Consider the following 24362-nt stretch of genomic DNA (forward strand, 5'->3'; position numbering starts at 1 on the left):
GCCGGCCCGCCCCGTATTCATTGAGCTCAGTGTTTCCCGAGGATGGCCGCGATTTCGGGTGCGACGGTGCGGAACGACTCGGCGGTGACGTCGAGTGCCCGGTCGTCATGTGCGAAGGACAGGAAGATCCTGCCCCAGCCGCCGGGGATCGTGACGACTCCCAGACGTCGCAGGGCCAGGTGCAGCGCTGCCGATGCCTCCGGCCGCAGCAAATTTTTGGCCTGCTCGTAGCGCGTCGGAGCTTCCGGCGAGAACCAGAGGCTGAATACGCTGCCATAGCCGCCCGTGGACGCAATCACGCCCGACGCGGCGAAAGCCTCGACGATGGCCGCCCGCAGCCGTTCCCCGCGCGCCAGCAGGGCCGGATAGTCCTGCTTCTTCAGTTCCTCCAGCGTGGCCAGCACGGCCGCGGTCGCCAGCGGGTTGCCGTGATAGGTACCCGCGCGGTTGGCCCTGCCGTCCTCGACGGCCTGGAAGGCGTCCTTCGTCCCCAGCACGGCGGCAACCGGGATGCCGCTGCCGACCGCCTTGCCGAGCGTGAGCAGGTCGGGCTCGAGCCCCACCTCCCCGCAGCTCGGCCCGGGCCGCAGGCGAAAGCCCATCAGCACCTCGTCGGAGATAACCATGGCGCCGTGCCGCCGCGCGATCTCCCGCAGGCCATGGAAATAGGAGGGCGGCGCGCGCAGGCTGCCGGCATTGGCAAGCATCGGCTCGACGAGCACGGCCGCCACGTCGTTTCGTTCCGCCAACAGCGCGGCGAGATCGTCGAGGTCGTTGAAGCGCACCAGCGTCATGCCGTTGACGAGCGGACGCCCGGCGCCGAGGTCGGCTTCGGCCGAGCCGCTCCAGCCCAGCGCGAGATCGTCGTACCAGCCGTCGAATCCACCCGCGATCTTGGCGATCACGGTCTTCCCCGTGCTCCTGCGCGCGATGCGGCAGGCGAGATGCACCGCCTCGCTCCCCGTGGTGACGAAAGTGGCTCGCTCGAGCCCGGGAGAAAGAGCAGCGAGCGCCTCGGCAGCCCGTGCCTCGCGATCATGGGTGAAGCCCGGCATCGGCCCGTCAGACAGCGCCTTGCGGCAGGCCTCCATCACGGCCGGGTGGGCATGGCCCAGCACGGTCGCACCCATTGCCAGCGCATGGTCGACATAGCGCCGGCCATCCTCCCCCTCCAGCCAGGGCCCGTGCGAGCGCGCCACGCGGAACGGCACACCGTCGAGATCCGGCAGGCGGCGGATCGTGCTGGAGATCCCGCCCGGAAGCGCTGTCATGCCTTGTCCTCCGTTGCCGGATCATAGCGGTAGCGGAAGTCGCAATGGCTCGCGCCTTCCATGATCGTCTGCGTCCGGGTGAGCTTGAGGTTGGGATCGTAGCCCTCGCAGAAAGAGCCGTCGCGGTTGCAGGAGAGCAGCGGCCCGATCTCGGCGAGACCCATCTCGCGGTACATCTCGGCATAGCGGCAGCGCACGACATTGAAGTCGAGCCGCGTCTCGTCGCGCGCGACCGGCTCGATCCGCAGCGCGTCGTTCGCCGTCCAGTGCTTCTGGATGGCGGCGAACGAGTCGAGGCTCGTTCCCTCGGGCTCCGCGGCAGCAAAGCGGCGGCCCTGGGTGATCGAGGAACGCCTGACGGTCTCGGCCACGACGCTGCGCGCGACCGGCACGCCGAACCGCTCCACCAGCGTTTCGTAGAGCTCCTTGATCAGCTCCGCCTCGATGCGCCGGCGCTCGATGATGGGAAGCATATCGGCCATGAACGCACTCCCTGCTGCCGGTCACCCGGCCGCCAGTCGATCACACGCGCCGGCGGCGTCAAGCGGGCTTGCGGGACGGGGCGCCAGCCCGGACACTGCGCCCTCCGAAGCCTTCATCAACCCGGACGAGCCAGTGCCGCGCAAGATCATTATCGATACAGATCCCGGCCAGGACGATGCCGTGGCCATTCTCCTCGCCCTGGCCTCTCCCGAGGAGCTGGAGGTGCTGGGCGTCGTGGCCGTCGCGGGCAATGTGCCGATCTCCCACACGCTCGGCAACGCCCGTCGCATCCTCGAGCTTGCCGGCCGCACGGACATCCCCGTATTTGCCGGAGCGACCCGGCCCCTGCGCCGGCAGCAGGTGACGGCCGAGCACGTTCACGGCCCCGGCGGCATCGACGGCCACGTCTTCCCCGAGCCGACCATGCCCGTCCAGCCGAGGCATGGCGTGGACTTCATCGTCGAGACGCTTCTGGCAGCCGAACCGGCCTCCGTGACGCTGTGCACCCTCGGCCCGCTGACGGACGTCGCGCTGGCGCTCGTCAAGGACCCCCGCATCGTGCGTGGCCTGCGGGAGATCGTCATGATGGGAGGCGCCTACTTCGAGGTCGGCAACATCACGCCCGCGGCGGAGTTCAACATCCACGTCGATCCCGAGGCGGCCGACATCGTGCTGAAGAGCGGCGCGCCGATCACGATGGTCCCGCTCGACGTGACCCACCAGGTGCTGTCGACGCGCCCGCGGCTGGACGCCATCGCCGCGATCGGCAATCGCTGCGGCAAGGCGGTCGACGGCATGCTCTCGTTTTCCGAGGCCTTCGACCGCAGGAAATACGGCTGGGACGGCGCGCCGCTGCACGATCCCTGCGTCATCGCATGGCTGCTGGAGCCGGCGCTCTTCTCGGGCCGCACGATCAACGTCGAGATCGAGACGAGCAGCCAGCTCACCGCGGGAATGACGGTTGCGGACTGGTGGCAGATCACCGACCGCCCGCGAAACGTCCATTATCTCCGCAACGCCGATGCGGAGGGCTTCTACGCCCTCCTCACCGGGCGGTTGGCCCGCCTGCCCTGACCGGGGCTAGGCCGCCCTGCGCGCCGCCGGTCGAGCCAGGCCGGCACCGCTGCCTGACTGGGTGGCACCGACGCGGAATGTCGCGACGAGCTCGTCCAGCCGCGCGATCTGGGCACTGAGGGACGTGGCCGAGGCAGCGCTCTGCTCGGCGAGCGCGGCGTTCTGCTGGGTCATCTCGTCCATGTGCGCGATGGTCTGGCTCATTTCGTCGATGCCGTTGGCCTGCTCGCCCGCCGCGGTGGAGATGTCGGCGACTGTCGCCGAGACGCGCTGGGAAGCGCCGACGATCTCGGCCAGGGATGCACCCGCCGCCTGCACGAGCCGGACGCCTTCCGCCACCTCGATGCCCGACGTGTCGATCAGGCCGGTGATGTCCTTGGCCGCTTCGCTGGAGCGCTGCGCCAGGGTGCGAACCTCCGAAGCGACAACGGCGAAGCCCTTGCCCGCATCGCCGGCGCGAGCCGCCTCGACCGCCGCGTTGAGGGCGAGGAGGTTGGTCTGGAAGGCGATGTCGTCGATGACCGAAGTGATGTCGGAGATGCGCTTGGCGGCACCCTCGATGCGCGCCATCGCTGCCACGGCTTCCTGAACGATGGTGCCGCCGCGCTCGGCCACGGAGCGCGCCTCCTCGGCAAGCTGCACCGCCTGGCGCGACGCACTGGCGCTCGCCTTCACGGATGCCGCCAGTTCCTCGGTTGTTGCCGCGGTCTCCTCCAGGGATGCCGCCTGGCCCTCGGTGCGTCGGGACAGGTCGTCCGCCCCGGTGGTTATTTCCTGAGCCGCCACAGCCACGTCGCCGGTCGTGGCCTTGATCGTTCCGACGGTTCGGGCCAGCCGTTCCACGGTCTCGTTGATGGCGCGCTTCAGCGCGTCGAAGCGGCCGGCATAGGGCGTTTCGATCGAGCGGGTGAGGTCGCCGGCGGCGACGGCTTCCAGCGTGCCGGCGAACTCGCGCGTGGCACGGTCGACGACCTCGTTGATTTCGTTGACGCCGTCGACGAGCCGGGTCAGTCCGACCTGCGTGCTGCGGGCCTCGACGCGGCGGCCGAAATCGCCGTTGGCGGCCGCGCCGACGACCGAGCCCACCTCGGCCACGATCTGCGCCATCTCGCGGGCAAGCTCCGCCTGCTTTTGGGCGTTGGCGCGCTCCTGCTGCTCCAGCGCAGCCGTCTGGACGAGGCTGTCGCGGAACGCGAGCGCGGCGCGGGCGGCCTCGCCCACCTCGTCGCCACGCGCGGTGAACGGCACGTCCACGCCCGTGTCGCCTCCGACGAGACGGCCCAGAACTTCGGCGATGCGGCGCACCGGCCGGGCCACGGTGTAGGTGGTCGACAGGGCGACGCCGACCAGAACGAGGAGGGTCACGATGCCGAAAGCGATGGCGACGGCGTTGGCTTTCCAGACGGCGTTTTCCGTCTCCGCCCGGGAGCGGTTGCGCAGGGCCGCCGCCGCCTCGCGGGTCGCTGCGCCGAGTTGCACCAGCTGGTCGCGCAGCGGCGTGCTGCGCTCACGGAACAGCTTCTCCTGCTCGGACGCCGCCTCGCCGGCTCGCGTCATGACATCGTTGAGCTTTCCCGCGTGCCGGGACAGGGCGGCCAAAGACTGGGTCACCTCAGCGTCCGCAGCATAGGACGACGCGTCCGAGAGCTTCGCCCGCGCGGAAGACACGAGCTGGACGACACGCCCGGCGAGGTCGTCCTCGCCGGTCGTCTGCATCCGCCAGAGGGACGAGCGCGCGGCCCGCATGTCGTCGGAGGCCATGAGGACGGTCCGCTCGATCTCGCCGCGGGCCGAAGCGTCCAGGGTCTTGAGCCGGCCCAGCAGGTCGGCCAGCGTCGTGTCCCACTCCTTCGCCAGGCCGATCTGGTCCGCCTGCACCGAAAGGCGCTGGCCGCGGAGCTTGGCGTTCTCGGTGACGGCGTCGAGGTACTGGGCGGCAAGCTCGCGCGCTTGGCCCAGGCGCTGCCGGTTGGCCTCTATCGCCGCCGTGGCCTGTGCCTCGGATAACCTTTCGTCCATCTCCTTGCGGATGTCAGGCAGCCTGGCTTCGGCGAAGGAGAGCAGCGTGGGGCTGGTGCTGAGCAGGATGTCGCGGTTGGCGATCTGGGCTGCCCCGAGAGCGACCTCGAAGCCGAGCACGTCCTCCAGCACCGCTTCTGCGCGCGACGACAATTGCTTCAGGCGGCTGGTGACGGACGACTGCCAGAGCTGGTTGGCGACCAGGCCGGCCACGAGGGCGACGCCGAGGGTGGCCTGGAGGCCGAGCTTGCGGCCGATGCTGAGCGAGGAGAACATGAAGCGTTCCAACGACGGGGTGAACCCGCCGAGCTGACGCTCGTCCGGCTGAAGAAGCCGTTAAGTTACAGACACATGCGTAGTAGCGCGGACAGCTTTGGCGCGGCAATTGGGGAATGTCTGCACGCCCGGCCTAGGCCGCGTCGGCAGGGCTTGAGAACTGTTGCGCGCCCAAGCCTCGCGTGACGAAAAACGGCAGGCGGGCGGAAACCCGCCGCGCCGGCCGATCCGGTCTTGTTCCGTTACCAGTGGGCTGCCGAGCGCCGCTTGAACATCTCACGGAACTGCTCAGTGCTCTTGGGCAGCAGCTCCCCCGTGCCCCAGTCGAGGATCACGGCGTAGCGGCGCACCAGGTCGAGCTGGTCGAGTTCGCCCTTGCGGAAGCGCTCGGCCACCGCCGCGGGATCCTCGCCCAGCCAGCCCTTCCGGGCTGCCCGGATCTTCTCCCGTTCGGACTTGGTCGCAGCCTCGTCGATCTCGTAGTCGCACAGATCGACGTCGACCACCTTCAGCACCACGCCGTAGTCCTTGGCCGCGCGCTCCAGCGAGACATAGCCGTCGGCGACGTCCTCGCGCACCTTCGCCGGGTCGCGCTCCAGCGGGTCGCCGTAGCCGCCGCCACCGCCCGTCGGCCGGCTGAACACGTCGCCGGAGTTGAGCGGAACGTCGGAGAAGACGGAGCCCAGCCAGGTGTCGTGGTCGTCGCCGGCCCGGCGCAGGTGAAGGCCATGCGGCATGGAGGGAAGGCCGCCTTCAGTGCCCCACACGACGGCGCGTTCGCGGTCGCAGATGTAGGAGATGACCGTCTTGTCGGCCTCGCGCAGGACCGAGGTCTTGCGTACGCCGGCGCCGCCGCGCCACTTGCCGGGCCCGGGGGAGTCGGTGAGGACCTCGAACTCGGTCGTCAGGATCGGGTTGCCGCGCTCCTGTCCTTCAACGGGCTGTGCCATCAGGCCGGTGCCGAAGCAGGCCGTCGTGACGTTGCACCCGTCCTTGCCGTTGCGGCCGCCCCAGCCGCCGGGCAGCCAGTCGTAGAACATGAAGATCGGCTTGCCCGGCGTGCGCAGGTCGGTGCCGCCCGTGAGCAGGTACTCGAGGTTGAAGGCGCAGGAGATCGCCCTCTCCGGCATGATCTGCGACCACATCTCGTAGATCGAGTTCATGATCTTCTCGAAGGGCATCAGGAAGCCCGTCACCGCCACCGGCCACTTGGCGCTGACGACGGTGTCCTCGGGCGCGATGATCTCGATCACCCTGTAGAAGCCGGAGTTCAGGGGAAGGTCGGGGAAGAAGGTCTTCATCCCCGCCACCACCGCGGAGAAGGTGGCACCGAACGCGGAATTGTAGATCGAGGCGATGGTCGGGTGGCTGCCGGTGAAGTCGTAGATGACCCGGTCGCCCTTGATCGTCATCTTCGTGCGGATCGGGATCATCCCCTCTCCCGAGGACGGATCACGATCGATGTAGTCGACCGTCTCCCACGTGCCGTCGGGCAAGGCCGAGAGGCGCTGGCGCACGGCGCGCTCGACATAGTCCTGCACGGCCGCCATGCCGTTGACGACCGTGTCGCGGCCATACTTGTCGACGAGGCGCAGCAGTTCGCGGGCGGCGACGTTGGTGGCCTCCGACTGTGCCTCCATGTCGCCGATGATCGACACGGGATCACGCGTGTTGGACGCGATCAGGTGCGCGATGTCGCGGCAGATCTTTCCTTCCTTGAAGAGCCGGACCGGCGTGATGCGCAGGCCTTCCTTGAACATCTCGCGGGCCGAGACGTCGAAGGAGCCCGGCACCGAGCCGCCCACGTCGGACCAGTGCCCGTTGGACTGGGCATAGCCGATGATCTCGTCCTTCACGAACACCGGCCGGATCAGGCGCACGTCGCTGAAATGCGTGCCGCCGGCATAGGGGTCGTTGACGGCGAAGACGTCGCCCGGCGCCATGTCGTTGCCGAAGAAACGGATCACGTCCTTGCAGGTGTAGTGCAGCGTGCCGACGTGGACCGCGATGTCTTGGTTGCCCTGGGCGAAGCTGTCGCCCTTGGCGTCGTTCAGCGCGCTCGAGAAGTCGCGGTTGTAGATGACGAAGGAGTAGCAGGTGCGCAGGATCTGCTCGGCCATCTGGTCGACGGCGGTGATGAAGGAGTTCTTCAGCACCTCGAAGGTGACGGGGTCGAGCGCGGCGCTCTTGTTCTCGGCGGCCATGATCACGCCTCCACGCGCAGGATGAGGTTGAGGTACTGATCGACTTCCGCCTGCATGCCGGGCGGCACGACGGTGGTGGAGTCGAACTGCTCGACGATGGCGGGGCCGGTGAACTTGCCCCCGGCTCCGATGTCGGGTCGCCAGTAGACCGGCGCATCGACGGGACCCGTCTCAGCGAACCACACGCGGCGCTTTTCCATCGGCGCGGGCACCTTGCCGGTCATCTCGTTGACCTTGAGGTCGGCCTTCGGCACGAGGCCGATGGCGCGCAGGTTGAGCCTGAACAGGCCGACGGGCGCCTCGTCGCGGCGGAAATTGTACTCGCGCTTGTGCTGGGTGTGGAACGCCTCGACGAGATCCTCGATCTTGCCCACGGGATTGCCGACGTTCACCGCCAGCGAGCGCCACTGGCCCTGGTACATCATGTCGATCGTGCGCTGCATCACGATCTGGTCCGGGGTGACGTTCTCGTGCGAGAGGCGTTCGGCGGCGTCCTTCTCGAGTGCGAGGAAGGCCGCCTCGATGTCGGCCGGGTTGGCCTCCGACGCCCCCTTCAGGTAGGTCTGCGCGAGATCGTGCTGCACGTCCACGAGCAGGCATCCCATCGCCGAGGTGATGCCGGGGTTCGGCGGCACGATGACGGTGGGGATCGACAGCTCCTTCGCGATGGCCGCTCCGTGCAGCGCTCCCGCACCGCCGAATGCGACGAGGGCGAAGTCGCGGGGGTCATAGCCGCGGCTGATCGAGATCAGGCGCACGGCATCCGCCATGTTGGCGTTGGCGACGCGGATGATGGCATCGGCCGCCTCCTCCAGCCCCAGGCCGAAAGGTTCCGCCACGCCGGTGCGCACCGCCTCGCGGGCGAGGTTCCCGTCGAGCTTGACGCTGCCACCGGCGAGGTTGGTGCCGAGCCGGCCGAGCGTGACATTGGCGTCCGTGTTGGTGGGCACCATGTTGCCATTGCCGTAGCAGGCCGGCCCGGGCCGGGCGCCCGCCGATTGGGGCCCGTTGCGCAGGCCGCCGGCCTCGTCGATCCAGGCCAGAGAGCCGCCCCCGGCCCCGATGGTCATGACCTCGATCGAGGGGAAGCGGATGGGATAGCCGAACTCGATGTACCAGTCCTTGGTGACGCGGGACTGGCCCTCATAGGCGAGCGACACGTCGCAGCTGGTGCCGCCCATGTCGAGGCCGATGGAGTTGGGATAGCCGCACTGCGCGGCGATGTGCCGGCTGGCGATGGCACCCGCCGCGATGCCGGAGCCCGCGAGGCGGCCGGCGAAGTCCCTGACGCCGCGCGCCGTCATGACGCCGCCGCCGGTGTGCAGCAGCAGCAGGTCGCTCTTGTAGCCGGCGTTGGAGAGGCGGTCGCCGAGGCGCGTGGTGTAGTCGACGAGGACGGGGCTCAGCGCCGCATTGACGACGGTGGTCGAGAAGCGCTCGTGCTCGAAGATCTCGGGCAGCACCTCCGAGGAGGTGGAAATCGGGATGCCCGGCAACTCCTCGACCAGGATGTCCTTCATCCGCTTCTCGTTGTCGCCGTTGATGAATGCGTTCATGAAGCACACGGCGACGGCTGCGACGCCGCGCTTGCGCAGGACACGGGCAACCTCGCGCGCTTCCGCCTCGTCCAGCGGCTCGACGACCTTGCCGGTGGCGTCGATGCGCTCTGTCACGGTGAGGCGGTCGCGGCGCGGCACGTAGGGCGGCGCCACGTCCTTGTAGGTGTCCCAGAGATCTTCCTTGTTCGCCCGGCGGATCTCGATCACGTCACGGAAGCCCTTCGTGCACACCATGGCGGTGCGAGGCAGCTTTCGCGTGATCAGGGCGTTCGTCGCCACCGTCGTGCCGTGCGAGAACAGCACGACCTCCGACAGATCGACTTTGGCGTTGTCCAGCCCCGTCATGACGCCGTCGATCGGGTCGGGCGTGGAGGAGGTCTTGGCAATCCGGATGGTGCCGGAATCCTGGTCGAGGATGCAGAAGTCGGTGAAAGTCCCACCGATGTCGACCGCGACGCGTAGACGGGGCATTCAATTCTCCCTTTTCCGGCGAACCCGGCATGGCGCAAGGCTGGCCCGGCAAACACCGGCCTGCAAGCGCTCCATCAGAATGGCAGTCTTCACGCTCGGCAAGGCCTGAGCTTGAGGGGGCAAGAATCGAGCCGCGATTGCGGGTCTCCCCGGCCCTGGTCCGGCGACCCGGCTTGCCGGCCATGGCGAAGCGCCTATCCTGAAGCATCCCCCGATCCCTGGAGAGCACCATGACCGTCGCCACGCGCCCGCTGGGCCGCACAGGCCTTCAAGTTCCCCCGCTCTGCTTCGGCGGCAATGTCTTCGGCTGGACGGTCGACGAGGCCGGCTCCTTTGCCCTGCTCGACCGGTTGAGGGAGGAAGGTTTCACCTTCATCGACACGGCGGACTTCTATTCCTCGTGGGCGCCGGGCAACACGGGCGGCGAATCGGAGACCATCATCGGACGCTGGCTCAAGGCGCGCGGTGGGCGCGATCGCGTGGTGCTTGCCTCCAAGGTGGGCTCCGAAATGGGGCCGGGGAAGAAGGGCCTGAGCAAGGCCTGGATCATGCAGGCGGTCGAGGATTCACTGCGCCGGCTGCAGACCGACTACATCGACCTCTACCAGTCGCACTGGGACGACCCCGGCACCCCGTTCGAGGAGACACTGTCGGCCTACGAAACGCTGCTGAAGGCCGGGAAGGTCAGGGCCATTGGCGCATCCAACCTCGACGCGGCAAGGCTCGGCGGGGCGCTGGAGGTAAGCGCACGGACCGGTCTGCCGCGCTACGAGACGCTGCAGCCCCACTACAATCTCTACGAGCGGGCTGGCTTCGAAGGCGCTCTGCAGGACCTCTGCGTGCGCGAAGGCCTCGGCGTGATCACCTATTTCTCGCTGGCCAGCGGCTTTCTCACCGGCAAGTATCGCTCGAAATCGGACCTCGCGCAGAGCAAGCGGGGCGAGGGCGTGGCGAAATACCTGGACGAGCGTGGCCAACGCATTCTGCAGGCGCTGGACGACGTGGCGCGGGAACACGAGGCCACGCAGGCGCAGGTCGCCCTCGCATGGCTCATGGCGCGTCCCGGCATCACCGCGCCGATCGCCAGTGCCACCCGCATCGGGCAACTCGACGACCTCTTCGGCGCCACCCGTCTGAAGCTCTCGCCGGAGGCGATGCGCACGCTGGACGCCACCGGCCCGTGAGGGCGGCTTAGGCGTAGAAGGCCGGCCGTTCCATCAGCTCGACGGGCGTGCGGGCCCCCGTCTCCGCCGCCCGCAGGCAGATGCCTGCGACGGCGGTCGCGACATAACCGTCATAGGCGCTGGCTCCGGTCGGCTCGCCGGAGCGGATCCCGTCGACCCAGGCCTGAGCCTGGATCCGGTAGGCATCGGCGAAGTGCGCCCGCCAGTCGGGCGCGTAGGCACGGGATTGGGCGAGCGACGACCGTGTTTCGACCGGTGCGTGCTGGGCGAGCGAGACCGTGCCGCTCTCGCACACGAGTTCGGCCGTCACGTCGTAGCCGTAGCGCGCGTTCATGTAGAGCTCGACATCCACCACCGTTCCGCGACGGGTTTCGAACACCAGGAACTGCCGGTCGGACGGAGGTGGCTTGCCGTGTGCGGCACGCATGAAGGCCGTGACTGACGCGTACTCGTCGTCGAGCAGCCAGCGGACGATGTCGATCTCGTGCACGGCGGAGTTCGTGATCACCATCTCGGAGGTGAACCAGGGCGGCGCCTCGGCATTCCGGTGGGCGCAATGCAGCATCACCGGAGAGCCGAGCCCTCCCGCCTCGCGCTGGCGGCGCATGGCGGTGTAGCCGGGATCGAAGCGTCGCATGAAGCCCACCTGCACGAGACGCCGGCCCGCATTCTGCTCGGCCGCCATGACGGCAAGGCAACCCTCGGCGTCCGGAGCGAGCGGCTTCTCGCACAGCACGGGCTTTCCCGCTGCGATGCAGGCGAGCGTGTAGGGAACGTGCGTGTCGTCCGGCGATGCGATCAGCACGGCGTCGATGGCGGGATCGGCGATGAGCGCGAGCGCATCGGTGTGGGTGCGGGACGCACCGGCGGCCTTGGCCACGGCACCGGCGCGGGCCGTGTCGGCATCGGCGACGGCACGCACCTCTGCGCCCCTGACGGAGCCGGCGAGCACGCGCGCATGGTCGCCGCCCATGACGCCCGCCCCGATCACTCCGATTCCCAAAACCATGGTGTCCTCCCGCGTGTTTTCAGCATCCTTCCACGATCGTCCGCCAAAAATCGAGGGCGACGGCGGGCGATACTCTGCCCCGGCCCTGAAGCCTGCCGAAGGTTGCGCTGAGACACCGGTCTTCCGCGCCACGCTTTGGTCGTTTGCCCCGCCGAGCAGGAACCTCCGTTTCCTCGCAGCCGTTCACCCTCGTTCGGCGCTCCGGCGCCGCGTGCCGGAGGACGAGCATGATCGAGACCGAGCGGCTGGCCCGGCCCGGACGTCTGGAGCTGTGGGGCGGGCTGGAGTGCACCGTTGCGCGGGTCGGGGATCGGTTTCGCGACCAGCTCGCGGATACCGGTCACGACGGGCGCGATGACGACCTCGCCCGGGTCGCCGCGCTCGGCATCCGCACGCTTCGCTATCCCGTTCTTTGGGAGCACGTTTCGCCGGAAAACCCGGACGAATGCCGGTGGGAGCGTCATGACGGGCGCATGCGCCAGCTTGCCGACCTCGGCATCCGGCCGATCGCGGGCCTTCTGCACCACGGCAGCGGGCCGCGTTACACGAACCTGCTCGACCCCGCGATGCCCGGCCTCCTGGCCGCCCACGCCCGGCGCGTTGCGGAGCGCTACCCTCACCTGGACCTCTGGACGCCCGTCAACGAGCCGCTGACCACCGCGCGCTTCAGCGGGCTCTACGGCCACTGGTACCCCCACGGGCGTGGCATGGACGTGTTCTTCCGCATCCTCGTGAACGAGTGCCTTGCCGTTGTCGCGGCGATGCGCGCGGTTCGCGAGGTGCGGCCGGATGCGCGGCTCGTCCAGACCGAGGATATGGGCAAGGTGTTCGCGACCCTTCCCCTCTCCTACCAGGCCGACTACGAGAACGAGAGGCGCTGGCTGACCTTCGACCTGCTGTGCGGCCGCCTGGACCGCCATCACCCGATGTGGCCGGAGCTGGTGTCGAACGGGGTGCCCGAGGCCGACCTCGACGCGCTCCTCGAGGCTCCCTGCCCGCCCGGCATCGTCGGCATCAACCACTATCTCACCAGCGATCGCTTCCTCGATGACGACCGGGAGCGCTACCCGGCCTTTTCCTGGGGAGGCAACGCGTTCCACACCTATGCCGACGTCGAGGCCGTGCGGGTAGACCTGCCCGGCGGCGACACCGGCCCGGCCGCGCGCCTGCGGGAAGCATGGGAGCGCTACGGCCTGCCCGTTGCGGTAACCGAAGCGCATCTCGGCTGCACCCGCGAGGAGCAGTTGCGCTGGCTGGCAGAGGTGTGGGCGGCCGCATCGGCGGTCAGGGGGGAAGGTGCCGACATCCGCGCCGTGACGGTCTGGTCCCTCTTCGGCGCGGTCGACTGGAACTCCCTGCTGACGCGCGCCGAGGGCTTCTACGAGCCCGGCGCCTTCGACGTCCGCACCCGCGGCGGGCCTCCCCGGCCCACGGCCCTGGCGAAGGCGGCGGCAAGCCTGGCCCGGGACGGGCGCTTCGATCACCCCGCCGTTGACGGCCTGCCATGGTGGCGGCAGCCCGGGCGCTTCTACCACCCGCCGCCGGCAGCCACCCTGCCGGCACCAGCGCTCGTGCAAGCCAGAACAGTCCTCATCGCCGGGGATGGCCGCCTGGGCCAGGCCATGGCCCAGGCCTGCGAAGCGCGGGGCCTCGCCTTTACCATCGCCGGCCGGGACAGGCTGGACCCGGCCATACCCAACTCGGTGCACGCGGCGATCGGCGAGACGAAGCCCTGGGCCGTGCTGCACTGCGCGGGCTACCCGGGCACGCTCGTGGCGGACGAGGACCCGCGCCGGGTCTGGCGCGACAATGTCGCGGGAGCGGAGACGCTGGCCAGGGCCGCAGCGTCTGCGGGCATTGCGTTTGCGGCCACTTCCACAGACCAGGTCTTCGACGGAACGCGCGGGGTACCCTACACGGAGAGCGACCCCGTGTGCCCCCTGGGGCTGTTCGGCCGGACCAAGGCGGAAGCCGAGCAGGCCATGCTGGCTGCCCATCCCGGCGCCGTGATCGCCAGGGCCGGCCCGCTGTTTGGCGCAGGCCCGGCCGACCACGCTCATCGCAGCGTGCAGGAGATGGCGCGGGCGGCGGGCCTGAAAGAGGGCGAGACGATGGTGCTTTCGCCCGCCTACATCCCGGACCTCGTGCATGCCTTGCTCGACCTCGTCATCGACGGCAGCGGCGGGATCTGGCACCTGGCGAACGAGGGTGCGATCGACGTTCCCGGCTTCCTGTCCAGGATCTCTGCCGGACCGGGGTCGGACGAGGACGCAGGAGCAGCGGAACCGGCTCTCACCCTCGTGCTGGCCAGCGAGCGAGGCGTCCTGATGCCTCATCTCGGAACGGTCTGGGACCGCCTCGCCGCCGCTGCAGCCTGACCTGAGGGGCCTCCCGCCCATCGCAGGGCTGACCGAGGCCGTGCGCGTCCCGCGCATGGATTTCTGACGGCCGGTCACACAGCCACTTGCGGCAAGCCTCAATCTCTGCAACCTCTTTATGCGGTCTGGCAATCAGACCCTGAGGTGCGGACCTCAACCTGGGGTCCGCATTTCGAGAGCGCGCGAAAAGCGTGCCCATGGGGAGAGAAACGCGATGGCCGGAGCTATCTACCCGGACCTGAAGGGCCAATCCGTGCTTGTTACGGGTGGCGGGTCCGGCATCGGCGAGAGCATTGTCAGGGCTTTCGCGAAGCAGGGCGCGAAGGTCGGCTTCGTCGACATCAATGCGGAAGCCTCCGCGCGCGTGGTCGGCTCGGTGCGCGATGCGGGCGGGACCGTCCATTTCGAACAGGCCGACGTCCGCGACATTCCGACGCTCAAGGCAGCCATCGGGCGCATCCGAGAGGTCAACGGCCCCGTCACCATCCTCGTCAACAACGCCGCGCACGACGACCGGCATGCCACCGAGGAAGTGACGCCGGAGTACTTCGACGACCGGATCGCGGTGAACCTGCGCCACCAGTTCTTCGCCTCGCAGGCGGTGCTGCCAGACATGAAGGCCGCCGGCGGCGGGTCGATCATCTGCTTCGGCTCGATTTCCTGGATGGCCGGCATGGGCGGCATGGCCGTCTACACGGCCTGCAAGTCGGCCGTCCTCGGCCTCACCCGTTCGCTGGCCCGCGACTACGGCCCCCACAATATCCGGGTCAACTCGATCGCCCCCGGGTGGATCATGACGGACCGGCAGCTCTCCCTCTGGATGACACCGGAGAACGAGGAAATCCGCCGCAAGTCCCAGTGCATCCCACGACGCCTCGTACCCGACGACATCGCGCGGATGGTGCTTTTCCTGTCCTCCGACGAGGCCTCGGGCTGCACCAACCAGAGCTACGTCGTGGACGGCGGCTGGGTGTGAGCTTCGCCGTCGCCGGTAACCCGCAGGCGGGTTCCGGTGGCGATCCGACACGGCCGGTGCGGTAGTGGGGCCGCACCACCCGGCGCCCCCCGCGCCGGTGCGGCCGGACCTTCAAGGACCCACGATGAGGAAACGCAAAATGGCTCTCGTCACCAAACGCACCCTGCTCGGCCTCGCCTCGGCGCTGGCCCTCGGCGCCGCCTTCGTGCAGCCCGGCGCCGCAGCCGAGAAGAAGACTCTCGCCTTCGTCGTCAACGTCCCCGCCGACTTCTGGACGATCGCCCGCCGCGGCACCGAGAAGGCGCAGAAGGAACTGCCGAACTACAACATCGAGATGTACATCCCCGGCGAGATGTCGGCGGCGGCGCAGAAGCGCATCCTCGAGGACCTGCTCGCCAAGGGCGTGGCCGGCGTCTCGATCAGCCCGGTGAACCCGGACAACTCGACCGAGATCCTGAACCGCGTGGCCGAGAAGGCCGTGCTGTTCACGCAGGACGCCGACGCGCCCAACTCCAACCGCGTGATGTATATCGGCACCGACAACGTCGCCGCCGGCCGCCAGGCGGGCGAGCTGATGAAGAAGGCTCTGCCGAACGGCGGCAAGGCGATGCTCTTCGTCGGCACGATGGACGCCGCCAATGCCCGCGAACGCACCCAGGGCATCAAGGAGGCGATCGCCGGGACGAAGATCGAGATCATCGACATCCGCACCGACGGCGGCGACCAGGCCAAGGCCAAGGCCAATGTCGAGGACACGCTGACCAAGTACCCCGACATCGACCTGCTGGTCGGGCTGTGGGCCTACAACACCCCGCAGATCTACAACGCGGCCAAGGCCGCAGGTAAGACCGGCAAGGTCAAGATCGTCGGCTTCGACGAGGACCAGCAGACCCTCAAGGGCATCGCCGAAGGCGCCATCGACGGCACCGTCGTGCAGCAGCCCTACGAGTTCGGCTACCAGTCGATGATGAAGCTCGCCAAGTACATCGAGGGCGACAAGTCGGTCGTGCCGGCCAACAAGCTGGACATCGTCCCGACCCAGATCGTCGACAAGTCGAATGTCAAGGAGTTCGCCGAGAAGATCCGCGACCTCCTGAAGAAGTAAGGACGAGCGCTCCCGCATCGGCGAGGAGCGCGGACGGCGAGGCAGCCCGGGACGACAGGTCCCGGGTTGCTTCGCGTTCGTCCCGCAATGACGGACCGTGCCGGATGACCCGATGATTGCTCCGCTCCTCGAACTGCGCTCGATCAGCAAGACCTATCCCGGCGTGCGGGCTCTGGACGACGTGAGCCTGTCCGTCGGCCGCGGCGAGGTGCTGGGCCTGATCGGCGAGAACGGCGCGGGCAAGTCGACCCTCATGAAGATCCTGGGCGGCGTGGTCTCGCCCTCCTCCGGCGTCATCGCCATCGAGGGCGTCGAGCATTCCGCGCTCACGGTGAAGGACGCGACAAAGGCCGGCATCGCCTTCGTGCACCAGGAGCTCAACCTCTTCGAGAACCTCGACGTCGCTGCCAACGTCTTCATCGGGCGGGAGCCGCGCAAGGGCGGGTTCCTCAACGTCATCGACGAGAAGGCCCTGCACGAGCGCGTCGCGCCGCTTTTGAAGCGGCTGGGCGTCGACTTCACGCCGGACGAACCGGTCGAGAACCTCTCCATCGCGCAACGCCAGATGGTGGAGATCGCCAAGGCTCTCTCGCTGGACGCACGCGTCATCATCATGGACGAGCCGACGTCCAGCCTCACCCTCACAGAGACGGACCGCCTGCTCCAGGTCATCGACGACCTCAGGCGCGACGGGGTGAGCATCATCTACATCTCCCACCGCCTGGCAGAGGTGAAGACCTGCGCCGACCGCGTCGTCGTGCTGCGCGACGGAAAGCGCGTCGCGGAACTGGCGAAGGACGAGATCACGCACGGCGCCATGATCCGGCTGATGATCGGGCGCGACCTGAAGTCCCTCTACATCCCGCCCAAGGCCGGTCCACGCGACGGCGGCCTGCAGATCGACGCGCTCGTCACGACCGCCTTTCCCGAGAAGTCGGTGACCCTGTCCGTCAAGCGCGGCGAGATCCTGGGGCTCGCCGGTCTGGTCGGCTCAGGCCGCACCTCGCTGGCCCAGACGGTCTTCGGCGTGCAGCCCTCGCTCGGCGGGCGTGTTTCGCTCGACGGGCGGCCGATCGCGGTCACCGCCGCGCACGATGCCATTGCCGAGGGCGTCTACCTCATCCCGGAGGATCGCAAGCGCTCGGGCCTGCTTCTCGACATGCCGATCGTCAACAACATCTCGCTGGCCGACCTGCCCCGCTACGCCCGGCTGGGCGTGGTGGACGCCTCGCGGGAGGACAAGGTCGCCGAGGAGCAGCGCCGCAAGCTCAACATCAAGACGCCGTCAATCGAGATCGAGGTCGTGACGCTGTCTGGCGGAAACCAGCAGAAGGTCGTGCTGGGCAAGTGGCTCTCGATGCGCCCGAAGGTCATCATCTTCGACGAACCGACGCGCGGCATCGATGTCGGCGCCAAGAGCGAAATCTACACGCTGATGCGCAACCTCGCCGACGAGGGCGTCGCCATCCTGATGATCTCCAGCGACATGGAGGAGGTGATCGGGGTCAGCGACCGCATCGCGGTGATGCACGAAGGCACGATCAGCGGCTTCCTCGACCGCACGGACTTCTCCGAACACAATGTCCTGATGCTCGCGGTCGGCAACGCCGCGGCGATGGACGCCGCCAGGGGCGACGCGACGCCTGCCGGGAACCAGGCCGCCACGGGCCATGTCTGAACGGAACCGCCATGTTTAAGAAAGAGCTCGGCCTGTTCCTGCTGATCCTGGTGATTGGTGCCGTCACGGCGGCGATCAATCCCCAGTTCATCTCGCAGGTGAACCTGATGAACCTGGCGAACCAGATCGGCCTGTTCGGCATCTTCGCCATCGGCCAGGGGCTGGTGATCATCACCGGTGGCATCGAGCTGTCGGTCGGGTCGATGTTCGCCCTGCTCGGGATCATCTTCCTCGACCTGCTCATCAACTATGAGATCCCATGGCCGCTGGCCTTCCTCGCCTGCTGCGTCGGGGGCCTGATCCTCGGTACGATCCACGGATTGCTGGTGACGCGGCTCAAGATGCAGCCCTTCGTCGTCACCCTGTGCGGGCTGCTGCTCTATCGTGGCATCGCGCGCTGGTACACGGCCGACTCGACGCAGGGCTTCGGCTACGGATCGGGCTATGAGACGCTGGAATGGCTGATGTCGGGCCGCACGGCCGGCGTGCCGCACACCTTCATCTTCCTGATCGTCATCGCCATCATCATGGGCTTCGTGCTGCACAAGTCCGTTTTCGGGCGCTACCTCTTCGCCGTCGGCAAGAACGAAGAGGCGGCACGCTTCTCCGGCATTCCCACCAGCAAGGTGATCTGCGCGGCCTACATGATCTGCGGCCTGCTGGCGGGCCTGTCGGCCGTGTTCCTGGTGTTCTACACGCAGTCGGTCTCGCCCTCGGCGCACGGCAACTTCTACGAGCTCTATGCCATCGCCGCGGCGGTGCTCGGCGGCTGTTCGCTGCGCGGCGGCGAAGGTTCGATCATTGGCATCGTGCTCGGCACCGTGCTGCTGCAGGTGTTGCAGAACCTCGTGAACCTGCTGGGCATCCCGAGTTCGCTCAACTTCGCCGTGATGGGCGCCGTCATCCTGCTCGGCGTGCTGGCCGACCAGCAGCTGCAGAGGCGCCGCCAGCGGGCGCTGGCGATGGCGAGCGCGGAGGCGCGCAGCCTGGCGCGCCAGCAGGCGGCAGGCGCCGCCTGATCCGCAAGCGCGGCGCGGGAGGTACCGCGCCGCACCATCATGGCGGGCCGCGGTAGGGGGAAAGCCCCTTCCGTTTGAGGAATGTCATCGCAACGGCACAGCCTCTGGTAGCATTCGTGTGGCACACCAGGAGGTCCGAGATGTCAGAAACGCCAGCCGCCCACTCGTCTCTCGCCGACGAGACCTTCATGTCGGCGGATGCCCTGCGCACCTACATGGCCGAGATGAACATGGCCCACGCCTCCGACGCGCTTGGCGCGATGGACAAGGCCGAGAAGGCGCGGGAGGAGCTGATCCGGACCCTCTCCGAGCCGGTGAAAGTGACGCCGGAGAAGATTGCCGAAGTCTCGAGGCGTGTGCAGTCCAGCCTCAGGAGCGCGGCGCAGAGGGGCGAGACCGAGGTCATGATCATGCGCTTCCCGAATGTGCTGTGCACGGACAAGGGTCGCGCGATCAACAACTCGGAGGAAGGCTGGCCGGAGACGCTGACGGGCAGGCCGCTTCAGGCCTTCGAGTTCTGGCGCGAGTTCATGCAGGCCAACGGCTACAGGCTGCGCGCCATGGTGATCGACTGGCCAGGCGGGCTTCCCGGCGACATCGGCCTCTTCGTCAGCTGGGGCGAAAGAAAGGGTCTCTGAGCCCCGCCCGAAACCGTCAGCCGGCGCGGCCGAGCGCCTCGCGCACTGCTGCGGATGCGGCTTTCGCGGCGTCGCGCAGCAGGCCGACGTCGCCCGTCATCGGCACCAGCCGGTAGCCCTGGTCAAAGAGGGCGCGCCAGTCCGCGCCGGCGCTCGGCACCGTTCCCATCGGCTTCCCGGAGGCGCGGATACCCTCCTCGGCCTGGGCCACGAGCTTGCGCACCTCCGGCCGGTCGAGCTGTTCGAGCAGTCCGATCGAGCCCGCCATGTCGTTGATGCCGATGAACACCATGTCGACGCCGTCGACCCTGCCGATTGCGCCGGCATTCGCCGCTGCCGTGGCGGACTCAACCTGCAGGATGATCAGCATCTGCTCGTGCGCGAGGCGCATGTAGTCAGCGTCGGCGCCATAGTTCGAGGCGCGCACGGCCGACGCGGCGTAGCCCCGCGTCCCGCGCGGCGGGTAGAGGCAGGCCCGCACGGCGGCCTCGGCCTCGGCCGCCGTTTCGACGCACGGGATCATGAGGCTGTCGGCCCCGCAATCGAGCACGCGCTTCAGCATCACCGGGTCGTTCCAGGGGACGCGCACGATGCAGGCGCAGCCGACGGATTTCGCCGCCCGCAGCATGTCGACGAGGTCCTTCAGGTCACCCTGGCCATGCTCGAGGTCGAGGACGAGGAAGTCGAAGCCCTGCAACCCCAGGATTTCCACGATCACCGGGCTGCCGGTCTCGATCCAGCAGCCGAACAGGTTGTCGCCGCGGTCGAGCCGCTGCTTCAGGACGTTCACCATCCTCACGGGCGTTCCTCGGAAAAGCGCTCGCCTTCTCGGGGCGATGCGGTTGCGCGTGCGGCGCGGGCGCGCCGGCGGAGAAGCATGACAGCACGGGCGAAGGCGCGGCCGCAACGGGCGGCGGCGCATGGCGGCTCAGCCGGCCACGAGCAGCACCGAGACGGGAGCATCCGCGACGAGGGCGTCCGCCACCGTGCCGAAGGCGAGCCCCTCCCCCGGACGGCGGGACACGCCCAGGACGATCAGGTCATGGCGCCTGCGCACAGCCTCGCGGGCGATGGCCTTGACCGGCTCCTCGCGCCGGCGGATCCGCGCCCGCAGGGGCACACCGAGGCGCTCGGCATGCCGCACGGCCTCGCGCAGGACCGCGGTCTCCTTGCGGCGTCCAAGGCCGAAGCGGCGCCTGCGTGTCGCGGGCTCACCCTGCGGGGCCACGTACAGCGCCTCGACAGGGGACTGGGTCGCGCGCGCCAAAGCAAGGGCCGTCTCGAGCCCACGTTGTGACATCGGGGTCCCGTTGACGGCGACGAGGATGCGCCGCGGGCCGACCGGCGGATCGGCGAGCGCATCGCCGCGCGAGACCGCGATGGCGAGGGGGCCCTCGAACGCTTCCGCCATGGCGACGAGCGGCGCCGGCGCGCCAGCGGCGATCTCGCTGGCGGCGATGCCGAGGAACAGGATGTCGTAGCCGCGCTGCGCCTCCGTCGCGATCTCATCCTCCGGCCGGCCAGCGGCCGTGCGCGCGACAACGGCGACCTCCCGGCCCTCCGCGCCGTCCTCCGCCCGCTCCCGGCTCTCCTGTGCGCCGGAGAGAATGGCCGTCTCGGACGCAGTGACCTTTTCCGTCGGCTCGTCCGCTTCGAGGCGGAGCGTCGTCACGGGAAGGCCGCGCGGTCCGGCCACGAGGCCGGCCAGCCGCGCCGCGAAGCGCGAGCCGGGCGATACACCTCCGGCCACCAGCAAACGCTCGAAGCGCGAGACGAAGCCTTGCGCCTCCACCTCCTCGCGGGCGAGCCGCTCCGCCTCCTCCGGCTTGAGCGGCAGGCGGGCCAGCGCCCAGCGAAGAGTCGGCGGCATCGCCATGGTGGTGACCACGGCCATGACCACGATCATCGTGAACAGGGTTTCCGTCAGGGCTCCCATCGACAGGCCGATCGAGGCCACGATGACCTCGGTGGAACCGCGTGCATTCATGCCGCAGCCCAGCGCCAGGCTTTCGCGCGGTCCCAGCCCACCCAGCTTGCCGCCGACGAAGGCGCCGCCGAACTTGCCAAGGCTGGCGATGGCGATCAGGGCGACGCTTGTCGCCAGAAGGGCGGGATCTGCGAGCGCCGTCAGGTCGGCGCTGAGCCCGGACAAGCCGAAGAACACCGGCATGAAGAGCGCAGTCGTGAGTCCCCGGATCTGCTCCTCGATCTGTCGCGTGAGGATGGGCGACTCGCCGACGAGCACGCCCGCCACGAAGGCGCCGAGCACGGTATGCAGGCCCAGCGCCTGCGTCGTGAGCGCCATCGCGGCCATGATTGCCAGCACGGCGGAGACGACCGGAAGTTCGCCCACGAAGTGATCGTTGGTCAGCCGGATGGCGGCGGCCACCAGCCTGCGGCCGAGCGTCAGGCTCACTCCGATGAAGATCACCGCCCCGGCCAGGCTGCCGAGCACCGGCCATACCGCGAGAGTACCCGTCGAGGCGATGCCGAAGGTGACCGCAATGATGAGCCAGCCGATCGTGTCGTCGATGATGGCGGACGCGACGATCACCTGCCCCACGTCGCGCCGCATGAAGTTCATGTCGCGCACGACGATCGCCACGATCTTTACTGACGAGATCGAGAGCGCCGTGCCGAGGAAGAGCGAGGTGACGAGGCGCTTCGCAGGGTCCGCGATCATGCTCTCCGGCAGGAACTCGCCGAGCAGGAAGCCGCAGGCGAAGGGCACCGCGATGCCGGTGAGCGAGACGCTGGCCGCCGCCCGGCGGACTTTCCGCACGAGGGCGAGGTCCGTCTCCATGCCGGCCAGAAGAAGCAGGAGCAGGATGCCGACCTGGGACACGGCATCGATCATGCTCTTCTGCGCCGGCTCGGTCGGGAACAGCGCATGCTGCCAGTGGGGCGCGAGAAGGCCGAACAGAGACGGGCCAAGGGCGATGCCGGCGAGCAGCTGGCCCATGACCGCCGGCTGGCCGATGCGCTGCATGGCCTCCCCCGCCAGTCTCCCGACGACGACGAGGACGAGGATCTGCGCGATGAACACCGCTTCGCTGGCATGGCCGCCGCTGGCGGCCAGGGCCGGCGTCACGGCAAGCGCGACGAGAGCCGCGACCGCGAGCGTCACCAGACGCGCGGGGCCGGCGGGCGCCGCATGGAAAACGGAGGCCGTCAGGGGCCGGAAGATCATGCCGGGGGTGTCCGCAAGCGCGCGACAAAGGCGAGCGCTAGGCAACACCGCCGCCGTGTCAGGCGTTCCCTCCGCGCGATCACTCCTGACGAGGGAAGCCGGATCGGTTATCGCGACGGGGCAATTCGTGAGAGGCGGGAGACATGGTCGACGTAGCGGTGGTCGGGCTCGGCCTGACGGGCGCCAGCACGGCCCGTGCACTGGCCAGGCGCGGGCTGGACGTGGTCGCGCTCGACCGCTTCGCGCCGGGGCACGACCGCGGCTCGTCGCATGGCGAGAGCCGCGCCATCCGCCTCTCCTATTTCGAGCACCCGTCCTATGTCCCGCTGGTCCGGGCGGCGTATGAGGGCTGGCGCGACCTCGAAGACCGGGTTGGCGAAACGCTCCTCACCATCACCGGCATCCTGGAAGCGGGACAACCGGGATCGGTGATCGTCGACGGCTCGCTGTCGGCATCGCGCCAGCACGGCATACCGCACGAGCATCTTTCGGCTCACGAGGTCGGGGAGCGTTATCCGGCGTTTCGGCTCCCAGCGGACTGGACCGCCGTGTGGCAGCCCGACGGTGGTTTCCTGCGGGCGGAGGCGGCCGTCTCGGCCATGTGCCGCCTCGCGCAGGCTGAAGGCGCGGAACTGCGCACCGGCGTCCGCGTGCTCACCGTCGAGCCCAGGAGCACCCACGTCCGGCTGGTCACGGATCAGGGCCCGGTGGACGCAGGAGCCGTGGTGATCGCGGCCGGGCCATGGATCGGCGACCTCGTCCCGGAACTCGCGGCAAACCTGACGCTGACCCGGCAGGTGCTGGGCTGGTTCGCGCCCCGCCAGCCTGCCCTGTTTGCACCAGACCGCTTCCCGGTCTTCATCCTCGATGCCCCCGAAGACATCGTCTACGGCTTCCCGGATTTCGCCGGCACCGGGATGAAATGTGCCTCGCACCACGCCAGCGGCGTACTGGACCATGCCGACCGTCGCGACACCGCGCCGGGCGCGAACGACGAGGCGCGGCTGCGGACGATCCTCGACCGCTACCTGCCCGCAGCTTCGGGCGACCTCCTGCGCATGCAGGAGTGCATCTACACGCGAACCCCCGACGAGGACTTCGTGCTGGACAGGCTGCCCGGAGACGAACGGATCGTGGTGGCCTCACCCTGCTCCGGGCACGGGTTCAAGTTCGGCCCGGTGCTGGGCGAGATCTTGGCCGACCTCGCCACGGGGCGCGCTCCGGCGTACGACGTCTCCCGCTTCGCGATGCAGCGACCGTCTCTCGCCGGGCTCCGCTCTCACGATCTGGGCTGCGCCGAGAAATAGGCCGCCAGCGCCTCCATTTCCTGCTCCGTCAGGTGGCGGGCCATGTAGCGCATTTCCTTGTGCGGGCGCTTGCCCGAGCGGAAGGCCTGGAGCTGGTTGTAGAGGTAGACGAGGTTCTGCCCGGCGAGATGCGGCACGTCGGCTTCCCTGGCGATGCCGTCCATTCCGTGGCAGGGCGCGCAGGCCTCCACGGTGACGGGGGCCGGCTGCTGCGCCCGGGCCGGCAGCACGCAACCGGCGGCTGCCATGGCGGCGAGAGAAAGGGCCAAACAGTCGAGGCGGCTCATGCGGTCACGCTCCCGGTATGTCGGGAGCAGGCTTACGCTCCTGCCGGACGCTCCGCCAGACGGGGTCGTAGTCTCACGGACCCGCACGAGACAACCGGCGATCCAGCGTTAGCCGCCGGACACAACCTTTGCACGAAGCCCTGGCGACGTCTTCTGGAACAGGAGAATCTTAGGAATTGACGCATAAGACCAGTGAGGAACGTTGATGGCCCCCGCATGATCGTCCACCAATCC

18 protein-coding genes are annotated in these 24362 nt (G+C 68.7%); 9 read left to right on the forward strand and 9 right to left on the reverse strand.

All coding sequences use genetic code 11. The features are described from left to right. Nucleotides 1-26 precede the first annotated feature (26 nt). Nucleotides 27-1271: an aspartate aminotransferase family protein gene (locus tag AC5JCN_RS14370; protein ID WP_495755754.1), complete on the reverse strand. Its 1245-nt coding sequence runs from the start codon at nucleotides 1269-1271 to the stop codon at nucleotides 27-29. Beyond that, nucleotides 1268-1753 carry an L-2-amino-thiazoline-4-carboxylic acid hydrolase gene (locus AC5JCN_RS14375; protein ID WP_495755755.1) on the reverse strand — a complete coding sequence of 162 codons (486 nt, stop codon included), beginning with the start codon at nucleotides 1751-1753 and terminating at the stop codon, nucleotides 1268-1270. The genes AC5JCN_RS14370 and AC5JCN_RS14375 overlap by 4 nt, the downstream gene beginning before the upstream one ends. A 133-nt stretch (nucleotides 1754-1886) precedes the next feature. Here AC5JCN_RS14375 and AC5JCN_RS14380 point away from each other — a divergent pair, with 133 nt between their 5' ends. Next, nucleotides 1887-2828 carry a nucleoside hydrolase gene (locus tag AC5JCN_RS14380; protein WP_495755756.1) on the forward strand — a complete coding sequence of 314 codons (942 nt, stop codon included), beginning with the start codon at nucleotides 1887-1889 and terminating at the stop codon, nucleotides 2826-2828. Between the two features lie 6 nt (nucleotides 2829-2834). Here the strand turns inward: AC5JCN_RS14380 and AC5JCN_RS14385 are convergent, their stop codons facing one another. From AC5JCN_RS14385 to AC5JCN_RS14395, 3 genes are all read right to left on the reverse strand, one after another. Then, the gene (locus tag AC5JCN_RS14385) at nucleotides 2835-5123 is read right to left on the reverse strand and encodes a methyl-accepting chemotaxis protein (protein WP_495755757.1); all 2289 of its coding nucleotides are present in this window, start codon (nucleotides 5121-5123) and stop codon (nucleotides 2835-2837) included. Nucleotides 5124-5365: 242 nt separating this feature from the next. After that, nucleotides 5366-7327 (reverse strand): hydantoinase B/oxoprolinase family protein, encoded by a 1962-nt coding sequence (locus AC5JCN_RS14390; protein WP_495755758.1) that lies wholly within the window; start codon nucleotides 7325-7327, stop codon nucleotides 5366-5368. A gap of 2 nt (nucleotides 7328-7329) precedes the next feature. Beyond that, complete coding sequence (locus AC5JCN_RS14395; RefSeq protein ID WP_495755759.1) at nucleotides 7330-9357, reverse strand: hydantoinase/oxoprolinase family protein; 2028 nt, start codon at nucleotides 9355-9357, stop codon at nucleotides 7330-7332. A 230-nt stretch (nucleotides 9358-9587) separates the two neighbouring features. On the opposite strand from AC5JCN_RS14395, the gene AC5JCN_RS14400 reads away from it, so the two are divergent. Continuing rightward, complete coding sequence (locus tag AC5JCN_RS14400; protein WP_495755760.1) at nucleotides 9588-10541, forward strand: aldo/keto reductase; 954 nt, start codon at nucleotides 9588-9590, stop codon at nucleotides 10539-10541. Nucleotides 10542-10548: 7 nt separating this feature from the next. On the opposite strand, the gene AC5JCN_RS14405 is transcribed toward AC5JCN_RS14400, so the two are convergent. After that, nucleotides 10549-11550, reverse strand: coding sequence for a Gfo/Idh/MocA family oxidoreductase (locus AC5JCN_RS14405; protein WP_495755761.1), 1002 nt, complete (start codon nucleotides 11548-11550; stop codon nucleotides 10549-10551). A gap of 227 nt (nucleotides 11551-11777) precedes the next feature. Here AC5JCN_RS14405 and AC5JCN_RS14410 point away from each other — a divergent pair, with 227 nt between their 5' ends. From AC5JCN_RS14410 to AC5JCN_RS14435, 6 genes are all read left to right on the forward strand, one after another. After that, the gene (locus AC5JCN_RS14410) at nucleotides 11778-13928 is read left to right on the forward strand and encodes a sugar nucleotide-binding protein (RefSeq protein WP_495755762.1); all 2151 of its coding nucleotides are present in this window, start codon (nucleotides 11778-11780) and stop codon (nucleotides 13926-13928) included. Between the two features lie 214 nt (nucleotides 13929-14142). Further along, on the forward strand, nucleotides 14143-14904 hold the full coding sequence (locus AC5JCN_RS14415; protein ID WP_495755763.1) for an SDR family NAD(P)-dependent oxidoreductase: 762 nt from the start codon (nucleotides 14143-14145) through the stop codon (nucleotides 14902-14904). Nucleotides 14905-15043: 139 nt separating this feature from the next. Next, nucleotides 15044-16009 (forward strand): sugar-binding protein, encoded by a 966-nt coding sequence (locus AC5JCN_RS14420; RefSeq protein WP_495755764.1) that lies wholly within the window; start codon nucleotides 15044-15046, stop codon nucleotides 16007-16009. 112 nt (nucleotides 16010-16121) lie between these two features. Further along, a complete protein-coding gene (locus tag AC5JCN_RS14425) occupies nucleotides 16122-17687 on the forward strand; it encodes a sugar ABC transporter ATP-binding protein (protein ID WP_495755765.1) in 1566 nt (521 codons plus the stop codon). Between the two features lie 11 nt (nucleotides 17688-17698). Further along, a complete protein-coding gene (locus AC5JCN_RS14430) occupies nucleotides 17699-18706 on the forward strand; it encodes an ABC transporter permease (RefSeq protein WP_495755766.1) in 1008 nt (335 codons plus the stop codon). A 140-nt stretch (nucleotides 18707-18846) separates the two neighbouring features. Next, nucleotides 18847-19344 (forward strand): hypothetical protein, encoded by a 498-nt coding sequence (locus AC5JCN_RS14435; RefSeq protein ID WP_495755767.1) that lies wholly within the window; start codon nucleotides 18847-18849, stop codon nucleotides 19342-19344. Nucleotides 19345-19360: 16 nt separating this feature from the next. On the opposite strand, the gene AC5JCN_RS14440 is transcribed toward AC5JCN_RS14435, so the two are convergent. Beyond that, nucleotides 19361-20137, reverse strand: coding sequence for an HpcH/HpaI aldolase family protein (locus tag AC5JCN_RS14440; RefSeq protein WP_495755853.1), 777 nt, complete (start codon nucleotides 20135-20137; stop codon nucleotides 19361-19363). 135 nt (nucleotides 20138-20272) lie between these two features. Then, entirely contained in the window at nucleotides 20273-22534 is a 2262-nt protein-coding gene (locus AC5JCN_RS14445) for a cation:proton antiporter domain-containing protein (RefSeq protein WP_495755768.1), read from the reverse strand. Nucleotides 22535-22677: 143 nt separating this feature from the next. On the opposite strand from AC5JCN_RS14445, the gene solA reads away from it, so the two are divergent. Further along, nucleotides 22678-23841, forward strand: coding sequence for an N-methyl-L-tryptophan oxidase (gene solA / locus AC5JCN_RS14450; protein WP_495755769.1), 1164 nt, complete (start codon nucleotides 22678-22680; stop codon nucleotides 23839-23841). Here solA and AC5JCN_RS14455 read toward each other — a convergent pair. After that, nucleotides 23814-24128 carry a c-type cytochrome gene (locus AC5JCN_RS14455; RefSeq protein WP_495755770.1) on the reverse strand — a complete coding sequence of 105 codons (315 nt, stop codon included), beginning with the start codon at nucleotides 24126-24128 and terminating at the stop codon, nucleotides 23814-23816. The two genes, solA and AC5JCN_RS14455, sit on opposite strands and share 28 nt — an antisense overlap. Between the last annotated feature and the right edge of the window lie 234 nt (nucleotides 24129-24362).

It is taken from the genome of Alsobacter sp. (assembly GCF_059501845.1).

What these genes read in the sequence shown, in the direction of transcription:
- AC5JCN_RS14430 (WP_495755766.1), top strand. Translation starts at nt 17,699, where the DNA reads ATGTTTAAGAAAGAGCTCGGCCTGTTCCTGCTGATCCTGGTGATTGGT.
- AC5JCN_RS14415 (WP_495755763.1), top strand. Translation starts at nt 14,143, where the DNA reads ATGGCCGGAGCTATCTACCCGGACCTGAAGGGCCAATCCGTGCTTGTT.
- AC5JCN_RS14425 (WP_495755765.1), top strand. Translation starts at nt 16,122, where the DNA reads ATGATTGCTCCGCTCCTCGAACTGCGCTCGATCAGCAAGACCTATCCC.
- AC5JCN_RS14440 (WP_495755853.1), bottom strand. Translation starts at nt 20,137, where the DNA reads ATGGTGAACGTCCTGAAGCAGCGGCTCGACCGCGGCGACAACCTGTTC.
- AC5JCN_RS14455 (WP_495755770.1), bottom strand. Translation starts at nt 24,128, where the DNA reads ATGAGCCGCCTCGACTGTTTGGCCCTTTCTCTCGCCGCCATGGCAGCC.
- AC5JCN_RS14395 (WP_495755759.1), bottom strand. Translation starts at nt 9,357, where the DNA reads ATGCCCCGTCTACGCGTCGCGGTCGACATCGGTGGGACTTTCACCGAC.
- AC5JCN_RS14435 (WP_495755767.1), top strand. Translation starts at nt 18,847, where the DNA reads ATGTCAGAAACGCCAGCCGCCCACTCGTCTCTCGCCGACGAGACCTTC.
- AC5JCN_RS14375 (WP_495755755.1), bottom strand. Translation starts at nt 1,753, where the DNA reads ATGGCCGATATGCTTCCCATCATCGAGCGCCGGCGCATCGAGGCGGAG.
- AC5JCN_RS14405 (WP_495755761.1), bottom strand. Translation starts at nt 11,550, where the DNA reads ATGGTTTTGGGAATCGGAGTGATCGGGGCGGGCGTCATGGGCGGCGAC.
- AC5JCN_RS14400 (WP_495755760.1), top strand. Translation starts at nt 9,588, where the DNA reads ATGACCGTCGCCACGCGCCCGCTGGGCCGCACAGGCCTTCAAGTTCCC.
- solA (WP_495755769.1), top strand. Translation starts at nt 22,678, where the DNA reads ATGGTCGACGTAGCGGTGGTCGGGCTCGGCCTGACGGGCGCCAGCACG.
- AC5JCN_RS14370 (WP_495755754.1), bottom strand. Translation starts at nt 1,271, where the DNA reads ATGACAGCGCTTCCGGGCGGGATCTCCAGCACGATCCGCCGCCTGCCG.
- AC5JCN_RS14420 (WP_495755764.1), top strand. Translation starts at nt 15,044, where the DNA reads ATGGCTCTCGTCACCAAACGCACCCTGCTCGGCCTCGCCTCGGCGCTG.
- AC5JCN_RS14410 (WP_495755762.1), top strand. Translation starts at nt 11,778, where the DNA reads ATGATCGAGACCGAGCGGCTGGCCCGGCCCGGACGTCTGGAGCTGTGG.
- AC5JCN_RS14385 (WP_495755757.1), bottom strand. Translation starts at nt 5,123, where the DNA reads ATGTTCTCCTCGCTCAGCATCGGCCGCAAGCTCGGCCTCCAGGCCACC.
- AC5JCN_RS14390 (WP_495755758.1), bottom strand. Translation starts at nt 7,327, where the DNA reads ATGGCCGCCGAGAACAAGAGCGCCGCGCTCGACCCCGTCACCTTCGAG.
- AC5JCN_RS14445 (WP_495755768.1), bottom strand. Translation starts at nt 22,534, where the DNA reads ATGATCTTCCGGCCCCTGACGGCCTCCGTTTTCCATGCGGCGCCCGCC.